The sequence below is a fragment of the Cryobacterium sp. AP23 genome (assembly GCF_054075385.1).
Map to the genome: position 1 here is coordinate 3,308,176 of NZ_CM133415.1, position 18,407 is coordinate 3,326,582.

17 protein-coding genes, 1 tRNA gene and 1 other RNA gene are annotated in these 18,407 nt (G+C 69.4%); 14 read left to right on the forward strand and 5 right to left on the reverse strand.

Annotation, left to right across the window (positions count from 1 at the left end):
* Positions 1–114 precede the first annotated feature (114 nt).
* The 9 genes from ACU5E9_RS15680 (at position 115) to ACU5E9_RS15720 (ending at position 8,850) form a co-directional block, all read left to right on the forward strand.
* The gene (locus tag ACU5E9_RS15680) at positions 115–1,065 is read left to right on the forward strand and encodes a hypothetical protein (RefSeq protein WP_456810822.1); all 951 of its coding nucleotides are present in this window, start codon (positions 115–117) and stop codon (positions 1,063–1,065) included.
* Positions 1,066–1,103: 38 nt separating this feature from the next.
* Positions 1,104–2,012, forward strand: a complete 909-nt coding sequence (locus ACU5E9_RS15685; RefSeq protein ID WP_456810823.1) for a hypothetical protein — start codon at positions 1,104–1,106, stop codon at positions 2,010–2,012.
* Between the two features lie 7 nt (positions 2,013–2,019).
* Positions 2,020–3,171 (forward strand): hypothetical protein, encoded by a 1,152-nt coding sequence (locus ACU5E9_RS15690; RefSeq protein ID WP_456810824.1) that lies wholly within the window; start codon positions 2,020–2,022, stop codon positions 3,169–3,171.
* Positions 3,172–3,250: 79 nt separating this feature from the next.
* Positions 3,251–3,394: a hypothetical protein gene (locus tag ACU5E9_RS15695; RefSeq protein ID WP_297367242.1), complete on the forward strand. Its 144-nt coding sequence runs from the start codon at positions 3,251–3,253 to the stop codon at positions 3,392–3,394.
* A 68-nt stretch (positions 3,395–3,462) separates the two neighbouring features.
* Positions 3,463–3,900: a DUF805 domain-containing protein gene (locus ACU5E9_RS15700; RefSeq protein WP_456810825.1), complete on the forward strand. Its 438-nt coding sequence runs from the start codon at positions 3,463–3,465 to the stop codon at positions 3,898–3,900.
* A gap of 31 nt (positions 3,901–3,931) precedes the next feature.
* Positions 3,932–5,251, forward strand: coding sequence for an ATP-binding protein (locus ACU5E9_RS15705; protein WP_456810826.1), 1,320 nt, complete (start codon positions 3,932–3,934; stop codon positions 5,249–5,251).
* Entirely contained in the window at positions 5,248–6,348 is a 1,101-nt protein-coding gene (locus tag ACU5E9_RS15710) for a tetratricopeptide repeat protein (protein ID WP_456810827.1), read from the forward strand. The genes ACU5E9_RS15705 and ACU5E9_RS15710 overlap by 4 nt, the downstream gene beginning before the upstream one ends.
* Positions 6,349–6,523: 175 nt before the next feature.
* Complete coding sequence (locus tag ACU5E9_RS15715) at positions 6,524–7,897, forward strand: NAD(P)/FAD-dependent oxidoreductase (protein WP_456810828.1); 1,374 nt, start codon at positions 6,524–6,526, stop codon at positions 7,895–7,897.
* 176 nt (positions 7,898–8,073) lie between these two features.
* Positions 8,074–8,850, forward strand: coding sequence for a hypothetical protein (locus tag ACU5E9_RS15720; protein ID WP_456810829.1), 777 nt, complete (start codon positions 8,074–8,076; stop codon positions 8,848–8,850).
* Here ACU5E9_RS15720 and ACU5E9_RS15725 read toward each other — a convergent pair.
* Positions 8,847–9,398, reverse strand: coding sequence for a hypothetical protein (locus tag ACU5E9_RS15725; RefSeq protein ID WP_456810830.1), 552 nt, complete (start codon positions 9,396–9,398; stop codon positions 8,847–8,849). The genes ACU5E9_RS15720 and ACU5E9_RS15725 overlap by 4 nt on opposite strands.
* A gap of 278 nt (positions 9,399–9,676) precedes the next feature.
* Here ACU5E9_RS15725 and ACU5E9_RS15730 point away from each other — a divergent pair, with 278 nt between their 5' ends.
* Genes ACU5E9_RS15730 through ACU5E9_RS15740 form a run of 3 tightly spaced genes read left to right on the forward strand, consistent with a single transcriptional unit; the run spans position 9,677 to position 11,884 of the window.
* Positions 9,677–10,945, forward strand: a complete 1,269-nt coding sequence (locus tag ACU5E9_RS15730) for a TrkH family potassium uptake protein (protein WP_456810831.1) — start codon at positions 9,677–9,679, stop codon at positions 10,943–10,945.
* On the forward strand, positions 10,938–11,651 hold the full coding sequence (locus ACU5E9_RS15735; protein WP_456810832.1) for a potassium channel family protein: 714 nt from the start codon (positions 10,938–10,940) through the stop codon (positions 11,649–11,651). The genes ACU5E9_RS15730 and ACU5E9_RS15735 overlap by 8 nt, the downstream gene beginning before the upstream one ends.
* Positions 11,648–11,884 carry a putative acetyltransferase gene (locus ACU5E9_RS15740; protein WP_456810833.1) on the forward strand — a complete coding sequence of 79 codons (237 nt, stop codon included), beginning with the start codon at positions 11,648–11,650 and terminating at the stop codon, positions 11,882–11,884. The genes ACU5E9_RS15735 and ACU5E9_RS15740 overlap by 4 nt, the downstream gene beginning before the upstream one ends.
* Before the next feature lie 85 nt (positions 11,885–11,969).
* Here ACU5E9_RS15740 and ACU5E9_RS15745 read toward each other — a convergent pair whose 3' ends face one another.
* The 4 genes from ACU5E9_RS15745 to ACU5E9_RS15760 form a co-directional block, all read right to left on the reverse strand.
* Positions 11,970–13,265 (reverse strand): RNA polymerase sigma factor, encoded by a 1,296-nt coding sequence (locus ACU5E9_RS15745; protein ID WP_456810834.1) that lies wholly within the window; start codon positions 13,263–13,265, stop codon positions 11,970–11,972.
* Positions 13,262–13,642, reverse strand: coding sequence for a YciI family protein (locus ACU5E9_RS15750; RefSeq protein ID WP_456810835.1), 381 nt, complete (start codon positions 13,640–13,642; stop codon positions 13,262–13,264). Before ACU5E9_RS15750 ends, ACU5E9_RS15745 begins: the two co-directional genes overlap by 4 nt.
* 250 nt (positions 13,643–13,892) lie before the next feature.
* Positions 13,893–15,311 carry an MFS transporter gene (locus ACU5E9_RS15755; protein WP_456810836.1) on the reverse strand — a complete coding sequence of 473 codons (1,419 nt, stop codon included), beginning with the start codon at positions 15,309–15,311 and terminating at the stop codon, positions 13,893–13,895.
* A gap of 164 nt (positions 15,312–15,475) precedes the next feature.
* Positions 15,476–15,563, reverse strand: a tRNA-Ser gene (locus ACU5E9_RS15760).
* A gap of 121 nt (positions 15,564–15,684) precedes the next feature.
* Between ACU5E9_RS15760 and ffs the strand changes: the two genes are divergently transcribed.
* Together ffs and ACU5E9_RS15770 are read left to right on the forward strand one after the other, a co-directional pair.
* Positions 15,685–15,781, forward strand: an RNA gene (gene ffs, locus ACU5E9_RS15765) — signal recognition particle sRNA small type.
* Positions 15,782–15,929: 148 nt separating this feature from the next.
* Positions 15,930–18,407 carry a phosphoketolase family protein gene (locus tag ACU5E9_RS15770; protein WP_456813558.1) on the forward strand — a complete coding sequence of 826 codons (2,478 nt, stop codon included), beginning with the start codon at positions 15,930–15,932 and terminating at the stop codon, positions 18,405–18,407.

Consider the following 18,407-nt stretch of genomic DNA (forward strand, 5'->3'; position numbering starts at 1 on the left):
GGCTTTGCGACCTACCGGGGCGAGAGAGTGCACATCGGCCCGGTGCAATCGTCGGGTCTGGTGGGCGCTACCGGACCGATTTCACTCGCCGACCTTCCCGGTTTCAGAGGGGACATGCAGACCGGGAGCGCCGCCGGCGCCGTCGACTTCGAATCGTTGGAGCGGTTCTGGCTGATCCGCACGACGCACCAGGACGGGGTGGCTGACAGCTCACCTCGCCCGGGCCTGACCACCATCGTCGACGGCACCGAGTTCGGCGTGAGCGACACCTACGGCACGGTGAGTCCGGCCGGGGTGCGTCAACTCCAGCTGATCTGGGTCGGTGCGGGTGAGCCCGGCGGAAACGACTGGGTGTTGGACGGCTACGGCTGCTGGACGACCCTCGTGGACCGCGGCCGGGTCGGCGACGTGCGTTATGTGGAGTGGAAGGCGATCTGGCGCGACATCACCGTGTTCGTGGCGGGAGTGCGCAACGGCGTTGCGCACATCTTCGTGACCTCGGGCGGCGTGCCCGAGTTCGAGGCGCCAGAGGTCAAGCACACGGGCAGCCTGGTCAATTGTTGGTCCGCCGAGGTTCCCGTCGAGGAGTTGAGCCTTCGCTCGTGGCGCTCTGTGGAACGCCCGGCGGGTGCGGGCGTCGTCTCTGGAGCAATCGGCTTCGTTCGGGGCCGCACCACGGTGTTGATCCGGCCGAAAACGCAGGACGGCACCGAACCGGGCATCGTTTCCGTCAAGAAGCGGGGTCAAAACGTCACCTCGGACTACATCATGCATGCCCGGCTGAAGGACGAGGTTGCGCCCCCCGTCGAGTGGCAGGCGCCGGTGTCCGCGAGCGACATCACGGACCTTCGGCAAATCTCGGCGACGACGATCTGGCAGGGAGAGGAGACGGCGGTCGACGGTGTCAGTGACACCGATGACACGGTTTTCTTCGCACAGGTCACGGCTGAACGACCGGACACCTCCGAGGTGGTCTGCACGACCCGGCCGATCGCGCCGGGAGCCCTCCCCGCAAAAGCACTGTCTTTGGCTGGGCTCTACGTCTACTCCGAGTTGCGCCCCTAACACGTTCTTTCGCACCACCATCGATTTCAAGGACTGGTATGTCAATTCTTCAAAAGGCCATCACCCCGCAGTTGAGCAACGCCTATCTCACCAAAGGGTGGGACCGGGTGTCCGGGTTCGTCGTCGAAGCGGCGACCGTCGCCTTCGCGACCACGCCTGCCCAACTCTTCGACGTGCACGCCCTGGGATTCCCCGGGTCGCCGTTCTCGCCCGACGACCCGTTCGTCGATGTGATCCGGTTCCCGGCGCGGGCGACGATGCGCCTGGAGAACGCGACCGGCGGGGTCGACCAGGAGACGCGGGCGCTCACCGGAGGCCCGTTCGTGGACCGGCCCCCGTTCACCGGCACCGGCTTCGCGCCGGTCGCCGGCCACATCGTGCCGGTCTGGTGGATGCGGCACACCCGGGTGGTTCCGAACACCCAGCTCGTGCGGGTCTTCGCCGACGGCACAGAGAAGCTCCTGGCGGTGTTCCCGAACATCGCCGATGGCTGGATGGTGGATGGCGTGTCTGTGGGCCGGTCGACGCCGTTCTCCCGGCACGTGGGCACCCTGGCGAAGTGGAACAACGTGTACCTCACCGCCGACGTGATCGACCAGGGCCGCCGCATCGTGCTGGCCACGCACTCACAGCCCACCGACGAGCGGTTCGTGCGCACCGGCCGGGGCATGTGGAAGTACGAGATCCCGTTCGAGGAAGCGACCGAGGTCATGGAACTCGACATTGAGGCGGTGTGGAACGGCCTGGAGCTGCGGATCGTCGACGAATCCGTCGACGCGGACGGCACCAAGCTGTCCAGCGGCTCCTACGTCGGCCACAACGCCGATCTCGCCGAGGGCCTCCGGCTGGTCAAGGTGGATGCCGGGGTCTACGAGATCACCGTCCCCACGGCCAACCTCGAGGGCTTCCGCACCACCCAGCTGTCCCAGGCGTCCTGGCCGGAGTGATGTGAGGGTGGCCGCGAGTCTGATGAACCCCAGCCACGTCACGGACCTGCACGAGAAGGTCTTCCCGGGCGGCCGCTCCGAGGTCTGGGGCCACGCCACCTACGGCGGAATCCGGGTGAACGTGACGGGGCAGAGCCGGAACGGGCGGCAGGTCAAGATCAACGGCGAGCAATCACTGACCGGGCTGGCCAATCGGGAAGACGACGGTCAAATGGGCTGGTGTTGGGGTGACGTCGACTTCGAAGCGCTGGAACGGTTCTGGCTGGTTCGCACGTCCCACTTCGACGCGGTGGACGGCACCACACCGCTGCCGGGCATGACGACCGTTGTCGACGGCACCGAGTTCGGCGTGACGGATACCTGCGGCACGGTCAGCCTCGCCGGGGTGCGGCAGTTGCAACTGATCTGGCTGGGCGTCGACGCGCCAGCGGGCGATGACTGGGTGTTGGACGGCTACGGCTGTTGGACCACGCTGGTGGAGCGGAGCTTGGTCGACGAGGTGCGCCACGTGGAGTGGACCGCAATCTGGCGGGACATCACCGTGCTGGTGACCGGCATTCACAATGACCGGGCGCACATCTCGGTGATCTCGGGTGGCGTGCCGGAGTTCGAGACACCGGAGGTTCGGCACACCGTCAGTCTGCGCAATTGCTGGTCCGCTGTCGTGCCGATCGAGGAGCTGAGCCTGCGGTCGTGGAGGTCGGAGGAGCACCACGTCGGCGCGGGCGTGCTGGCGGGAACCGTTGGCTTCGTGCGCGGCCGCACGGCGGTGCTCATCCGGCCGAAGGATTGGGATGGCAGCTGTTCCGGGATCGTCGCCGTCAAGGACCGGGGCCAAACGGTCACCCCCGATTTCATCATGCATCCGTTGGACGCGAGCTCGCGGACGCCCCCGGTCGAATGGCGGGCGTCGGTCGTCGAATCCGACATCACCGACCTGCGGCTGATCGCGTCGACAACGCAGTGGCGCGGCGAACTCGTGCCGGTGCAGGGCGCCAGCCAAACCGACGACACCCTGTTCGTGGACCGGATCGAGGCCCCGCGGCCGGAAACCTCCGAGCCGGTCTGCACGGCAGTGCCCAGCACAGCGGACGCCCTCCCGGAACGTGCGCTGGCCATGGCCGGGCAGTACCGGTACCGGGAGCACCGCTTCGGCTGACCCGGCCGCCTTGGCGCGACCGGCCAGGCTGACCGTGGTCCCTCAGCGCCTACCCGTGCTGCTTCGGTAGGCTCGACGGATGGATGACGACGACTACGACAGCCGCCCGGTTGGTTTCATGGGCAAGATGCGCGGCGGCATCAAGGGGCTCACCTGGGTGCTGATCCTGTCGCTGGTCGCCATCACCATCGGCGCCACGTCGCTGTTGGTCCTCTTCCAGTAGCCTGAGCCAGGGGGTGCGAGGCCTCCGTCGGCCTGCGCCGGCTCCGAGTGCCAACGAAAGAGACCCCCATGCTGACACCCACCGCTGCGATCTCATCCGTGTTCCGCAAGTACGCCGACTTCACCGGGCGCGCACAGCGCAGCGAGTACTGGTGGTTCGGGCTGCTGCTCTGGATCGTCATCGGCGGTCTCGGCCTGCTCCAGCTGATCCCGACCGGAATCGACCGCAACGGTTACGAGTCGCACCACTTCGAGCTGGTGTTCATGCTGGCAGCGCCCCTCGTGGTCATCGGCGTGCTGCTGCCCTCAATCGCCGTGCTGGTGCGCCGGCTGCACGACGCGAACTTCTCCGGCTGGTTCGCCCTCCTCGGCCTGATTCCGGCCGTCGGCGGCATCATCGTCTTCGTGCTCACGGTGCTGCCGAGCAACCCCGAGGGCGCCCGGTTCGACGTCACCCGCCAACCGAAGGCGGCGGGACTTTCGTACCAGGGCTCGGGGCTGCGCTAACCTCTCGGTACGCTCAGCCACAGGGGGAACAATGGCAGCTGTCTCAGTTATCGACGTGATCGGGCAGGCTGTCGCCGCCGCTCCCGACAATGCCGCGTTGCGGCTGCACCTGGCCGGGCTGCTGCTCGACGCGGGGCGTGCCGCTGAGGCGCGACTGCAGCTTCAGGAGGTGCGCAGGCTCGACCCGGGTTCGCCCGGCCTGCCGGCCCTCGAGCAGCGCGCCGCCGCCACCGGGGACGACTTCGACTGGAGCGACGCCGAGGCGCAGATCGGCGACATCGCCCAGCCCGCCTTCGTGCGCACCCCGCCCACCCCCGATGCGCCCGACGTGCCGGATGCGCCTGATGTGCCGGCCGCGCCGGCCGCGCCCGACGAGCCCGCCCCGCCGGTCGTGCCGGACGCGCCCGCCCCGCCCGACAGCATCCTGGCGACCACGGCCGCCCCGGATCCGGCGGAGGTGCCCCGCGACGCCTTCGAGACCGAACGGCCCGCCATCACCCTCGCCGACGTCGGCGGCCTCGCCCAGGTGAAGAAGCGCCTGAACGCGTCGTTCCTGGTGCCGATGAAGAACCCCGAACTGACCAAGCTGTACCGCAAGAGCCTCCGCGGCGGACTGCTGCTCTACGGCCCGCCCGGTTGCGGCAAGACCTACCTCGCCCGCGCGATCGCCGGGGAGCTCGGCGCATCCTTCATCACCGCCACGGCGAGCGACCTGTTCAACCACTACATCGGCGAGTCGGAGAAGGCGCTGCACGCCCTGTTCGAGACGGCCCGCCGGGAGGCGCCCTGCGTGCTCTTCCTCGACGAGATCGACGGCATCGGCGCCAAGCGCTCGTCGCTGGGCAACGCGCCCTGGCTGCGCATCGTGATCAACCAGCTGCTCACCGAACTCGACGGGGTGACCGGCAACAACGAGGGCGTCTACGTGCTCGCCGCCACCAACCAGCCGTGGGATGTCGACCCGGCCCTCCGCCGCCCGGGTCGCCTCGACCGGACGCTGCTGGTGCTGCCGCCGGATGCGCCGGCCCGCGAGGCCATCTTCGGCGTGCACCTGCGCGACCGGCCGGTGCAGGGCATCGACCTCGCGGTGCTCGCCAAGAAGAGCGACGGCCTCTCCGGCGCCGACATCGCTTATGTCTGCGAGCTCGCCGCGGAGAACGCGCTGATGGCCTCGATCGAGGCCGGCGAGCCCCGCCTGATGGGCATGGCCGACCTGCTCGAACCGCTCGGTGTCGTGCAACCGTCCATCGTGCCGTGGCTGGAATCGGCGCGCACCGTGGTGAACTACGGCACCGACGACGGTACGTTCGCCGAACTCAAGGCCTACCTCAAGACCACCAAGCACTGGTGAGCGGCCTCACCGTTCCCGAGCACGCCTCCATGCTCGTTCAGGCGGGGCAGCTGCGGCAGGCGATCGCACTGCTCGAGCCGCACCTGGCGTCAGAGCCGACGGATGGGCCGGCGATGGCGGTGTTCATCGCCGCGCTCTCCGGCCAGGGTCGCTTCGCCGAGGCGTTGGAGGTGAGCATGCGGGCGGTGGCGCTCGACCCCGACAATGCCGCGTTCGTGGTGCTGCACGCGGAGTGCCTGGTGCAATGCGGTCAATTCGCCGTTGCCCGCCAGGCGGCCGCGCTCGCCGTGCAGCTGGCGCCGCAGGACTACGACGCCCACCACGTCCACGCGATCGCGCTCGCCATGCTCGATGACTTCGCCGGGGCTCACGCCGCCGCCTATCAGGCCCAGTTGCTGGCCGAAGACGACGATGCCTCCCAGGCCAACGTGCACATTCTCTATGCGGTCGTGCTCGAACGGGCTCCGGGCGGCCTGCCGGAGGCGATGGTCCAGGCGCGTGTGGCGCTCACGTTGGCGCCCGGCAACGAGGAGTACCGGTCCCGCCTGGCCCGGATGCTGATCGTGGCGAAGCAGCCCTGGGAAGCGGTGCGGGTGGCGTCCGATGTGCTCGGCGTCGCGCCCACGACCGGATCGGCCCGGGGAGCGCTCATCCTCGCCCTGCTGCTGCTGCAGAACCGGCTGCTCTGGTTCCAGTTCGGCATCGCCGTGGCCGGGCCTGTGCTGGCCTTCAGCGTCCTCGGTGCCGTGACCGGTGACGACGGCGGCGACGTCGCCCTGCCCACCCGCATCGGCGGCCTCATCACGGTGCTGCTCACCGCGCTCGTCCTGTTCCTGACCTGCCATAACGCGCCCCCGGGCCGCCGGATCGCCCGCCTCTCGTGGAAGACGATCCGGCAGTTCCGCGGCGCCGCGATCGCCCTGGTCCTGCAGGCGCTCGTCGCCGTCGCCGCCGTCGGCGCGGTGCTGACCGGGTGGATCGTGCTGCTGGCGCCGGCGATATTCGTGATTCCCGTGGCCGGCTGGATCTTCGTCCAGTCCATGCTGCCGATGGTCGAGGCGGCGGAGAAGGCGTTCGGCCTCACCGAAGAGGACTGACCCCGTCTAGCGGACCCGCCCGCGAGCGGCCGCCGCCGCGCGCCATCCACGACTCCTGCAATTCTGCTTCGCCATCAGGGCGGCTCCCGGAATCCTGCGGCGGGGCGGGGCCCGGGCAAAATTCTGCAGGAGTTATGCTCGCCGTACCGAGGGTGGCGACGAGAGTGGGGCGGGCATGATCAACGGGGAGGTGTCGTTCTGGTGGAGCCAGCTGGGCCGCCCGGCGCCGCGCGCCCCGCTGCCGGGCTCCACCCGCGCCGACGTGTGCATCGTGGGTGCCGGGTACACCGGGCTGTGGGCCGCCTACTACCTCAAGAAGACGGCGCCCCAGCTGCGCATCGTCATCCTCGAGCAGCGCTTCGCCGGCTACGGCGCTTCCGGCCGGAACGGCGGCTGGCTCACCAACTCGGTCACCGGCGGGCGCGAGCAGTACCTGCGCAGTCACGGCAGGGAGGCGGCCAGCGCGTTCCAGGCCGCGATGAACGACACCGTCGACGAGGTGATCCGGGTCGCCGCGCTCGAGGGCATCGACGCCGACATCGTCAAGGGCGGCGAGTTCACCGTGGCCTACGACCAGCCCCAGCAGCGGCGGCTCGAGGCCGCGGTGCGCGCCGAGCAGGCGTGGCCGCACACGGATGTCGACCTCCTCACCGCCGCGGACGCCTCCGCCCGCATCAACGTGGCCGGCAGCACCGGGGCGATGTGGCATCCGCACTGCGCCCGCATCCAGCCCGCCAAGCTCGTGGCCGGGCTCACCCGGGCGGTGCTGGACCTCGGCGTGGAGATCTACGACGACACCCGGGTCACCGAGATCACCCCGCACACGGCGGTGACGGCCCGCGGCACCGTGGAGGCCGAGTTCATCGTGCGCGCCACCGAGGGCTTCACCGCGGGCCTGGCCGGCCTGCACCGGGCCTGGCTGCCGATGAACTCCTCGCTGATCGTCACCGAACCGCTCGGCGCCGACGTGTGGGCCGGCATCGGCTGGGAGGGCCGCGCCACCCTGGGCGACATGGCGCACGCCTACATGTACGCGCAGCGCACCGCCGACGACCGCATCGCGATCGGCGGCCGCGGGGTGCCGTACCGGTTCGGGTCCCGCACCGACACCGACGGCCAGACCCCGGCCGGCACCATCGACCAGCTCCGCGGCATCCTGCACCGGTTCTTTCCGGGCACGACGGATGCGCCACTCAAGCACGCCTGGAGCGGCGTGCTGGGTGTGCCCCGCGACTGGGCCGCCACCGTGGGCCTGGACCGGCAGACCGGACTGGCCTGGGCCGGCGGGTACGTGGGCACCGGTGTCGCCACCACCAACCTGGCCGGACGCACCCTCACCGACCTCATCCTGGGCCGGGAGAGTTCCCTCACCGCGCTGCCCTGGGTGAACCACCGGGTGCGCAATTGGGAACCCGAGCCGCTGCGCTGGCTGGCCGTGACCGCGCTGTACCAGGCGTACACCCGCGCCGACCGGGCCGAACTCACCCGCCGTAGCACCACCTCGCCGCTCGCGACCCTGGCCGACCGGGTCTCCGGCCGCGGCCACTAGTTCGCCGGCCCACGGTTCCCGGTCCGGGGCTTCCCGCCGGCACGCAAAGGCGGAGAAATCCCGAACACACCGGTCTGCGTGGCCCGAGACACGGCGTTTCGCGAATATCTCCGCCTTTACTGTTTCGGCCGGGACGCACCCTCGTCTCGGGGCGTGCGGTGTGATGTACTCGTGGCATGACCGTTGAGGCGCAGACCGCGGCGCAGGCATACGAGCGGTACACCCAGGCTGCGGAGGCAGCGGGCGTGAGCGTGCGGATGGCGGAACCGCGCGACCTGGCCAGCATCATCGGCCTGTTCGAACGCACCTGGGGCGTCGGCCGCAGCCCCGACCGGGCGATGCTGCTTGCCCTCGACTACGCGGGCAACACCGTGCTCCTCGCCACCGAACGGGGCAAACCGGTCGGCGCCACGCTCGGCTTCATCGGCTGGACCGGCGGGCTGCACCTGCACTCGCACATGGCCGCGGTGGTGCCGTGGCATCGCAGCGGCGGTGTCGGGTTCGCGCTCAAACTGTTCCAACGGGCACTCTGCCTGGAGCACGGGATCACCGAGATGCGGTGGACGTTCGATCCGCTGATCCGCCGCAACGCCCACTTCAACCTGGTCAAGCTCGGCGCCGAGGTGACGGCGTTCCTGCCCGACTTCTACGGCCGCCTCGACGACATTGTCACCGGCGGGGACCGAAGCGACAGGTTCGAGGTGCGTTGGCGGCTGGACTCCGAGCGGGTGCACCGGGCGCTCAGCGGGCAGGCGCCGCCGGTGTGGACTGCCGAGTCCGGCTGGCCGCTCGACGTGGATTTCGAGCACTTCCGCGCGGACGATCCGGCCGCCGCGGCCACACGTCGCACGGAATCCCGCAGGGTCTTCTCCGCCGCGCTCCGGCACGGCCTCCGACCGGAGGTGACGGCCGAGAACAACTACGTCTTCACGGCCGATCCGGCCGACCCCTAGGTGAGGTCGGTGCCCGGTTCGGGTTCCTGCGGCGGCCGGCCGGTGAGGCGGCGTTCGAACCAGTACAGCAGCTCAGGGCGCAGCCGGTTGAGCTCGGTGAGGGTCATCGGGTCCGGCACCCGCACCACGGGTGCGCCCAATTCGTCGGCGACGGTTTCCATGGCGCCGCGAGAGTAGAACTGGCCGCGCATCCGCACCAGCAGCTGGCCGTCGGCGCCGGTCACGAACAGTTGCGGATGCGTGTCGATGGCACCGCTCTGGTACAGCTCGAGTACCACCACGCTGGCGACCTGGTCACGGCTGAAGTTGGTCATCCGGCCGAAGAAGCCGCGCTCGGTGATGCCGGTCTCGTCCACCCAGATGCAGGTGCGCAGGTAGCCGAAAATGCCGATGCCCGCGCCGATCATGACCAGGGCCTGGGCGATGGCGACGGGACCCCACTCGCCGAGCGGAATCGTCAGCCAGTAGAGCACCGCGAAGACGGGTGCGAAAAAGGCGAGGATGGACAGAGTCGTCTGACGAAGCAGATGACCGTGTGGCCTCAGCACTTGCGCACGAAAATGCGCACCCGTCGTTTTCCCCACCCTTGTTTCCCCCTCGCCGGTGTACTAAGAGTATGCCCCATCGGCCCCAGACGGAGTAGACACCGTTCGGGGGGTCTTCGACACGAGGACAGTGCCGAATATCGGTGGCCACCTGGCGGGCAGGTGCGCCGTAGAGTGGCAAGGTGAAATCGCGGGCGTCGTCAGCGCACGGCCTGCAGAGGTCGCGATTCCGCCTGCATCCGGCTCAGGCAGTGGCGGCGGGGTTCGCTGCGGCTGTCCTCGTGGGAACCGCGCTCCTGTCGTTGCCGATCTCCAAGGTCGGGCCCGGCGGCGCGTCGTTCCTCGATGCCCTCTTCACGGCCACCTCTGCGGTGTGCGTGACGGGGCTCACCGTGGTCGACACCGAGACGTTCTGGACACCGTTCGGCCAGGGCGTGATCCTGCTGCTCATCCAGGTGGGTGGCTTCGGGGTCATGACCTTCGCGTCGGTGATCGGGCTGGCCGTGGTGCGGCGGATGTCCCTGCGCACGCGCCTCACCGCCGCATCCGAGGTGCACAGCACAGGCCTGGAGAACGTCAAGGGCCTCGTGCTCGGCGTGGTCTCGATCTCCCTGGTCGTCGAGCTTGCCGTGGCGGTTCTGCTCAGCCTGCGGTTCTTCCTCGGCTACGGCGAGCCGGTCGGTCGGGCGATCTGGCTCGGTCTGTTCCACTCGGTGTCGTCGTTCAACAACGCCGGGTTCGCGCTGTTCAGCGACAACCTGATGGGCTATGCCGCCGACCCGTTCATCTGCCTGCCGATCGCGGCCGCGGTGATCCTCGGCGGACTCGGCTTCCCGGTCATCATGCAGCTGCGGAAGCACCTGAGGTCGCCCCTGCTGTGGACCATGAACACGCGCATCGTCCTGGCCGGCACGATCGTCCTGCTGGTCGCGGGGACCGTGTACATCACCGCGGTGGAGTGGTCGAACCCGGCCACTCTCGGCCCGATGGACTGGCCGGCCAAGCTCCTCGCCGGGTTCTTCCAGTCGGTGCAGACCCGCACGGCTGGCTTCAACAGCATCGACATCGGGTCGATGGACTCGGCGAGCCTGCTCGGCATGGACGTGCTGATGTTCATCGGCGGCGGCCCGGCCGGCACCGCGGGCGGCATCAAGATCACGACCTTCGCCGTGCTGTTCTTCATCCTGGTCGCCGAGATCCGCGGCGACAGCGTTGTCAACGTGTTCGGAAAGCGGCTGTCCCGGGCGGTGCACCGCCAAGCCATCACCCTGGTCCTGCTGGCGGTGTTCGTGGTCGCAGTGTCGACGGCAGCGCTGATGCTCCTTACCGACATCGGCCTGGATGCGCTTCTGTTCGAGTCGGTCTCCGCCTTCGCCACCGTCGGCCTGTCCACGGGTATCACGGCGAGCCTGCCCCCGGCCGGCCAGCTGATTCTGATCCTGCTCATGTTCATCGGCCGGCTTGGCCCGATCACCTTCGCCTCCGCCCTCGCCCTGCGCGAGCGGCCCGCCACGTACGAACTCCCGAAGGAGAGGCCCATCATTGGCTAAATTCCGCTCGTCATCGTTTTCCCTGTTCGGCCAGCGACATCCCGCCCGCCTGAACGAGGTCGACTCCGTGGTCGTGATCGGCCTCGGCCGGTTCGGTAGCGCTCTCGCGCTCGAGCTGATGGAAAGCGGCACCGAGGTGCTCGGCATCGACGCTGACGAGGAGATAGTGCAGGCGCACAACCGGCTGCTCACCCACGTGGTTCGAGCGGACTCCACCAAGGAGGAGACCCTGCGCCAGCTTTCAGTGCCGGAGTTCGGCAGTGTTGTTGTGGCCATCGGCGGCGACATCCAGGCGAACATCCTCACCGCGTCGCTGCTCCTCAAGCTGGGCATCCCCAACATCTGGGCCAAGTCGGTGAGCGAGCCGCACGGGGAGATCCTGCGCCAGTTGGGCGTGAACCACGTGATCTACCCGGAGAAGGACATGGGCAAGCGCGTCGCGCACCTGGTCCGCGGGGTGATGCAGGACTACATCGATATCGGCGAGGACTTCGCGCTGGTGAAGACCGCTCCGCCCCAGGAGATCCTCGGGCTGCCGCTGAGTCAGACGAAGGTGCGCACCATGCACGGGGTCACCGTCACCGCCTTCCACCGTCCGGGTCAGGGCTGGAGCTACGCCACCATGGAGACCGTGATCGAGCAGGGCGACATCATCTTGGTCGCGGGCCAGACCGAACGTGTCGAGTCGTTCAGCCGGTTGCGATGAGCCAGCCACTGGAGTTCCTCTCCGGCGCCGCCATCGGCACCCGGGTCGTGGTGCGCACCCGCATCGACGGCGGTTACACGGATGCCCTCGGCTACCTGCGCTCTTGCGACGCCGAGCACTGCTCTGTGGAAACCAAGCGCGGCACGGTGACGCTGCTCCTCGCCGAGGTCGTCGCGGCCAAGGAGGTCCCTCCGGCCCCGGCCCCCCGCCCCCGCCGCCACGTGGGCGACTAGCCCCAACTGTTCCCCGTGCGGACAAATGCACCCGGCACACCGGGACCATTTGTCCGCTTTGGGAACAGTTGTGGGGCGGATGCGGTCAGCCGGCGAGGGTCGCGGCCTGGCGGCGCAGGGCCGCGCGCAGCCGCTCGTCGCCGGCCAGCTCGATGGCGCGCTCGTACGCCGCCCGGGCCTCCGGAACCCAGCCCGCCCGCACCAGCAGGTGCGCCCGCGTCGCCCACCACGGTTGGAACTCGGCGGTGCCCGGCATATCCCGGCCGAGTTCCTCGAGCACGGTGAGCCCGGCGGCCGCGCCGTCCGTCTCGCCGACGACCGCGGCCAGGGCCACCCGGGCGCCCGCAGTGGGGGAGAGGCGCACCAACGCCTCGTGCAGGGCCTTCAGCGCCGGCCAGTTGGTCGAACCCGACCGGGCGCGGTCGCAGTGCACCGACTGGATGGCCGCTTCGAGCTGGAACCGGCCGATGCGGCCCAGCCGTCGCGCCCGCCGCAGGTAGTACTCGCCGCGGCCGATCAATGCGGTGTCCCAGAGCGCGGGATCCTGGTCGTCGAGCGCGATGAGCTCACCCGTGCTGCTCGTGCGCGCCGGCACCCGGGCGATCGAGAGGGCGAGCAACGCGGCCAGCCCGAGCACCTCCGGCTCGTCCGGCAGCAGCGCCGCGAGGGTCTCCGCCAGGTACAGCGCCTCGCCGGCCAGTGAATCCGGCGCCGCCCGGGCATCCGGGTCGGCCGTCGACCAGTCGACCGCGTACGCACCGTAGACGGCCTCGAGCACCGCGGGCAGCCGCCGGGGCAGGTCGGCCAGCGACGGCAGCACGAACGGGATGCGGGTGGCCCTGATGCGCCGCTTGGCCCGCACCAGCCGTTGCGCTATGGTCTTCTCCGGCAGGGCATACGCGGCCGCGATCTCCGCCGCGGTCAGGCCGAGCACGGTGTGCAGCATCAGCGGGGTGCGCACGGCCGGGTCGATGGCCGGGTGGGCGCAGACGCAGAGCAGCTCGATGCGTTTGTCGGGGATGGCCTGGTCATCGATGGCCTCGAGCGCGTCGAGGCCGAGGCCAGCCCCAAGCCCGGCGGAGGCCGGTGCCGGCCAGCCTGCAACGGTGCCTGGGCCCGGTGCGGTGTCGTCCAGCGGAGCCCGCAGCCGCACGGCGGCGGACTTCCACAGGTCCTTGAGCCGGTTGCGGGCCACGGTGAGCAACCACCCTTCCGGGTTGTCGGGCACGCCGTCCGTCGGCCAGGTGGTGAGGGCGCGCTCGAAGGCGTCGGCGAGGGCATCCTCGGCCGCGGCGATGTCGCCGGTGGGCGCGGCCAGCACCGCGAGCAGGCGCCCGTAGGAGGCGCGGGCGGTGAGCTCCGCCCGCGCCTCGGCGGTCACGCCGCCAGTGGGCGCCACTCGCCGTCGCGGAAGACGATCGCCGACGGTCGCACCTCGATCGCACCGTACTGGGCGGCCGGGCATTTACCGGCCCAGTCCAGAGCGGCGTCGAGGTCGGACACCTCGATCACGAAGGTGCCGTTCAACCGTTCCTTGGTGTCGGCGAACGGACCATCCTGAATCTGCAGGGCACCGTCCCGCATGGACACCGTGGTCGAGGCGGAGACCGGCTGCAGGATGTCGGCCGACACCAGCACACCGGCGGCGTCGAGGGCCTTGCCGTAGGCATCGAAGGCCTTGCGGCCCCATTCCATGTCCTCTTCGGTGATTCCGGCGTCGCCGGACTCCTGGCTGATGACGAGAAGTGAATATTGCATGATCTGTCCTTTCACGCTTATCGGATAGTGGCACTCCTATGACGACCGAACCAGCCCCAAATCGACACGAGCGCCACAACTGTTCCCGTTCCGGACAAATGCGCCCGGCGCACCGGGACCATTTGTCCGCACGGGGAACAGTTACCTGGGGGAGGGACGGCGCGGGGCGGCGCGGGCGCGGGCGGGCGCGGGCGGGGCGACGCGGGCGCGGCGGGGCGACGCGGGAGCGGGGCAGGCCGGGCGAGCCGGGTCAGGCCGGATGCGTCGCGGCGCTCGCCGGGCCGCCCGGCCCCACCCGGCCCGCCAGCAGCAGCCCGCCCACCGCGAGCAGCGCGGAGAAGAGGAACGACGCCGAGTACGTGGCCGTGCCGCCGAGCGGGGCCACCGCCACGAACACCACCGCCGTGGCCGCCAAGGCCAGGGCGGCGCCGATCGAATCGGAGATCAGCAGCGCCGAGGAGTTGAAGCCCTGCTGGCTCAGCGCCGACAGCCGCAACACCCGGCCGCTTTGCCGCGGCACGAGAGTGCCCATCCCGGCGCCGGCGACGGCCCAGCCGCCGATGGCGACCAGCGGCGACCACCCCAGGGCGCTGGTCGCGGCGGATGCGGCGATCGCCACGATGAGCAGCGCACTGCCCAGCCGCATGCTGCCCTGGTCGCTGAGCACACTCGAATACCGCCCCTGCAGCCCCGACGCCAGCGCCCAGGTGATCCCGGCACAGGTGAGCGCGAGCCCCGCCAGCGCGGGGGAGAGGCGGTATTCGCCGGTCAGCAACGCCGGCAGGTACACCTCGGTAGAGAGGAACGCGCCGGACACCAGCCCGCGAATCGACATCACCACGGGCAGCCCCCGCCGCGCGCTGAGCGTGCCGGCCGGCAACAACGGCCGCAAGGCCACCCCGGCCAGCACGAACGCGACGCCGGTTCCCACCCAGAGCCAGGCGCCCGGCAACCGCGGCGCGAGTGACGCGAACAGCACCGCCGCCGCCGCGCCCAGCGACCACAACAGGCGGGCAATGTGCCAGGGTTCACGGGCCGTGGCCGGCCGGGCGCGTTCCGCGGCCGCGACCGAGCTCAGTCCAGGCTTGAGCAACCCCATCGCGGCCAGCACCAGCACCACCACGCCCAGGAACACCCACCGCCAGCTGGTGAACTCGGCCACCACCCCGGCGATGAACGGCCCGACCATCGACGGCACCACCCAGGCGGCGGCGAACGCGCCGAATACCGCCGGATGCATCCGCTGCGGGTACACCCGCGCTACCACCACGTACAGCGACACGATCAGCGCCGCTCCGCCGAGCCCGTGCACCAGCCGGCCCACGATGAGAATCGGCATGGATGCGGCGGTGCCGGCAATCACCAGGCCCACCACGAACAGCACCACGGCGGTGAGCACCACCGGCACCGGGCCGGACCGGTCCGCCCAGTTGCCGGCCGCGACCATGCCCGCAACCCCGACCGCGAGGGGACCGGAGAACGCCACCGCGTAGAGGGACTCCCCGTCGAGGGCGGCGCTGATCACGGGCATCACGGTGGTCACGGCGAGCGCCTCGAACGCGGACAGCACGATGAGGGACAGGATGCCCACGGTGACCCAGACGTACTCCCGGCCGAAGATCGAGGCGGGGCGCGATGGCGTCGGGCGCGGCGAAGTCGGAAGAGGCACGAGTGTGATCGTAAGACCTCAACCGCTCTTGAGGTCAACCCGCCCGTCAGGTTGTGCACACAGGCGGAGATTTTCGGGACACGCCGCTCGCGCCACCGGGCCATCCGGCGTGTCACGAAAAACCCCGCCTTTACGTGCACTCGGCACGTACAAGGCGGGGTTATTGGCGGAGAATGGGGGATTCGAACCCCCGAGGGCTTTCACCCAACACGCTTTCCAAGCGTGCGCCATAGGCCACTAGGCGAATTCTCCTGAGCCGGCCGATTCGTGAAGACAACGACCAGGGAAAATCTTACCTGCTTCTGGGGGCCCCGCGTGACACGTCCCGCCGGCGTGCGGGTTTGGGCGTCGGGCCGGAACGCCCTAAACTGGCATCGGCTCCTCGCGTGGCGCTATCTCAGCCAACTCCCCCAGGACGGAAACGTAGCAAGGGTAACTGGGCTCTGGTGGGTGCGCGAGGAGTTTTACTTTGCCCGCGTGCCGACCCCGCGGAAGCGAATCCGTAAGCGTAGCCCCCCAACTGTTCATCTGTCGGGACCAACGTCCCCCGCGCATCCGCTAGGGCGCTCCTAGACTTGGACGGCGCTATTGGCGCACACAGAGCACCTGGAGACCGCGATGGAAATTACCGCTGACACCACCACCTCATCTTTCACCTGGCCCAGCCGACTGCCGCATGCGTTGAGCGCCGAAGCTCTCGCCAGCGTCGACTCCTGGTGGCGCGCCGCGAACTACCTCTCCGTCGGGCAGATCTACCTGCTCGACAACCCGCTGCTGCGGGAGCCGCTCACCAAAGAGCACATCAAACCGCGCCTGCTCGGCCACTGGGGCACCACCCCCGGCCTCAACTTCCTCTACGCGCACCTGAACCGGGTCATCCGCGAGCGCGAGATCAGCACCCTCTACATCACCGGCCCCGGCCACGGCGGGCCCGGCATGGTCGCCAACGCCTACCTCGACGGCACCTACTCCGAGATCTACTCCGGCATCGACCAGTCCGAAGACGGCATCAAGGGCCTGTTCCGCCAGTTCTCCTTCCCCGGCGGCATCCCCAGCCACGCCTCCCCGGAGACCCCCGGTTCGATCCACGAGGGCGGTGAGCTCGGCTACGCGCTCAGCCACGCCTACGGTGCCGCGTTCGACAACCCCGACCTGCTCGTGGCCGCCGTCGTCGGCGACGGCGAGGCCGAGACCGGCCCGCTCGCCACCAGCTGGCACTCCAACAAGTTCGTCGACCCGCTGCAGGATGGCGTGGTGCTGCCGATCCTGCACCTCAACGGCTACAAGATCGCCAACCCCACCATCCTCGCCCGCATCCCGGAGAGCGAACTGCTCGAGCTGATGCGCGGCTACGGCCACAACCCGCACATCGTCTCCGGCGGTTTCGACGGTGAAGACCCCCTCAAGGTGCACCAGCGGATGGCGCAGACCATGGACGAGGTGCTCAACGAGATCGCCGCGATCAAGCGCGCCGCCCTCGCCGGCGACACCAACCGGCCGCGTTGGCCGATGATCATCCTGCGCACCCCCAAGGGCTGGACCTGCCCGCCGGTCATCGACGGTGTGCAGGTGAAAGACTCCTGGCGTTCGCACCAGGTGCCGCTGGTGAACGCCCGCGACACCCAGTCGCACACCGACGTGCTCGAATCCTGGCTCAAGTCCTACAAGCCGGAGGAACTCTTCGACGAGGCCGGCGCACCGGTCGCCCGCATCAGTGCCCTCGCCCCGCACGGCGACCTGCGCATGAGCGCCAACCCGGTCGCCAACGGCGGGCTGCTGCGCCGCGACCTCAAGCTGCCGAACTTCCGTGAGTACGCGGTGGATGTGCCGTCCCCCGGCGCCACCATCGACGAGGCCACCAAGGTGCTCGGCATCTGGATGGCCGACGTCATCCGCGACAACCCCGACAACTTCCGCATCTTCGGGCCCGACGAGACCGCGTCCAACCGGCTCGCGCCATCCGTCTACGCCGCCACCGACAAGCAGTGGAACGGCGAATACCTGCCTGGCGACACCAACCTCGCCCGCGCGGGCCGGGTGATGGAGATGCTCAGCGAGCACCAGTGCCAGGGCTGGCTCGAGGGCTACCTGCTCACCGGCCGGCACGGCGTCTTCAACTGCTACGAAGCGTTCATCCACATCATCGACTCGATGTTCAACCAGCACGCCAAGTGGCTCAAGGTCACCAGGGAGATCCCGTGGCGCCGCTCGATCTCGAGCCTGAACTACCTGCTCTCCTCGCACGTCTGGCGCCAGGACCACAACGGCTTCAGCCACCAGGACCCGGGTTTCATCGACCACGTCGTGAACAAGAGCGCCGACGTCGTGCGGGTGTACCTCCCGTTCGACGCGAACACGCTCCTCTCCATCTATGACCACTGCCTGCGCAGCGTCGACTACGTCAACGTCGTCGTCGCCGGCAAGCAGCCGGCGCCGAACTGGCTCACCATGGACCAGGCCGTCGCGCACTGCGAACGGGGCCTCGGCATCTTCGAATGGGCCGGCACCGAGGTGCCCGGCACCGAACCCGACGTGGTGCTCGCCGCCGCCGGCGAGGTGCCCACCCTCGAGGTGCTCGCCGCCGCGAAGATCCTCCGCGACGCCATGCCTGACCTGAGCGTGCGCGTGGTCAACGTGGTCGACCTGATGCGCCTGCAGTCCGAGGACGACCATCCGCACGGCCTGAGCGATCGCGAGTTCGACGCGTACTTCACCGCCGACAAGCCCATCGTGTTCGCGTACCACGGGTACCCGTGGCTCATCCACCGTCTCACCTACAAGCGCCACGGCCATGGCAACCTGCACGCCCGCGGGTACAAAGAGAACGGAACGACGACGACGCCGTTCGACATGGTCATGCTCAACGACCTCGACCGGTACCACCTGGTGATGGATGTCATCGACCGGGTACCCGGACTCGGAGCCCGTGCCGGACTGCTTCGCCAGCAGATGCAGGATGCCCGCCTGCGTGCCCGGCAGTACACCCGCGATCACGGGGAAGACATCCCCGAAGTGACCGACTGGGTATGGGCTGGGAACGATGCCGCGGCAGCCGCTGCGCGCACACTGGACACCACTGGCGGGGATAACGTATAA

Bases quoted from the DNA above. Each gene is read 5' to 3' on its own strand.
- ACU5E9_RS15680 (WP_456810822.1), top strand. From the start codon at position 115: ATGCAGACCGGGAGCGCCGCCGGCGCCGTCGACTTCGAATCGTTGGAG.
- ACU5E9_RS15685 (WP_456810823.1), top strand. From the start codon at position 1,104: ATGTCAATTCTTCAAAAGGCCATCACCCCGCAGTTGAGCAACGCCTAT.
- ACU5E9_RS15695 (WP_297367242.1), top strand. From the start codon at position 3,251: ATGGATGACGACGACTACGACAGCCGCCCGGTTGGTTTCATGGGCAAG.
- ACU5E9_RS15700 (WP_456810825.1), top strand. From the start codon at position 3,463: ATGCTGACACCCACCGCTGCGATCTCATCCGTGTTCCGCAAGTACGCC.
- ACU5E9_RS15705 (WP_456810826.1), top strand. From the start codon at position 3,932: ATGGCAGCTGTCTCAGTTATCGACGTGATCGGGCAGGCTGTCGCCGCC.
- ACU5E9_RS15715 (WP_456810828.1), top strand. From the start codon at position 6,524: ATGATCAACGGGGAGGTGTCGTTCTGGTGGAGCCAGCTGGGCCGCCCG.
- ACU5E9_RS15720 (WP_456810829.1), top strand. From the start codon at position 8,074: ATGACCGTTGAGGCGCAGACCGCGGCGCAGGCATACGAGCGGTACACC.
- ACU5E9_RS15740 (WP_456810833.1), top strand. From the start codon at position 11,648: ATGAGCCAGCCACTGGAGTTCCTCTCCGGCGCCGCCATCGGCACCCGG.
- ACU5E9_RS15750 (WP_456810835.1), bottom strand. From the start codon at position 13,642: ATGCAATATTCACTTCTCGTCATCAGCCAGGAGTCCGGCGACGCCGGA.
- ACU5E9_RS15770 (WP_456813558.1), top strand. From the start codon at position 15,930: ATGGAAATTACCGCTGACACCACCACCTCATCTTTCACCTGGCCCAGC.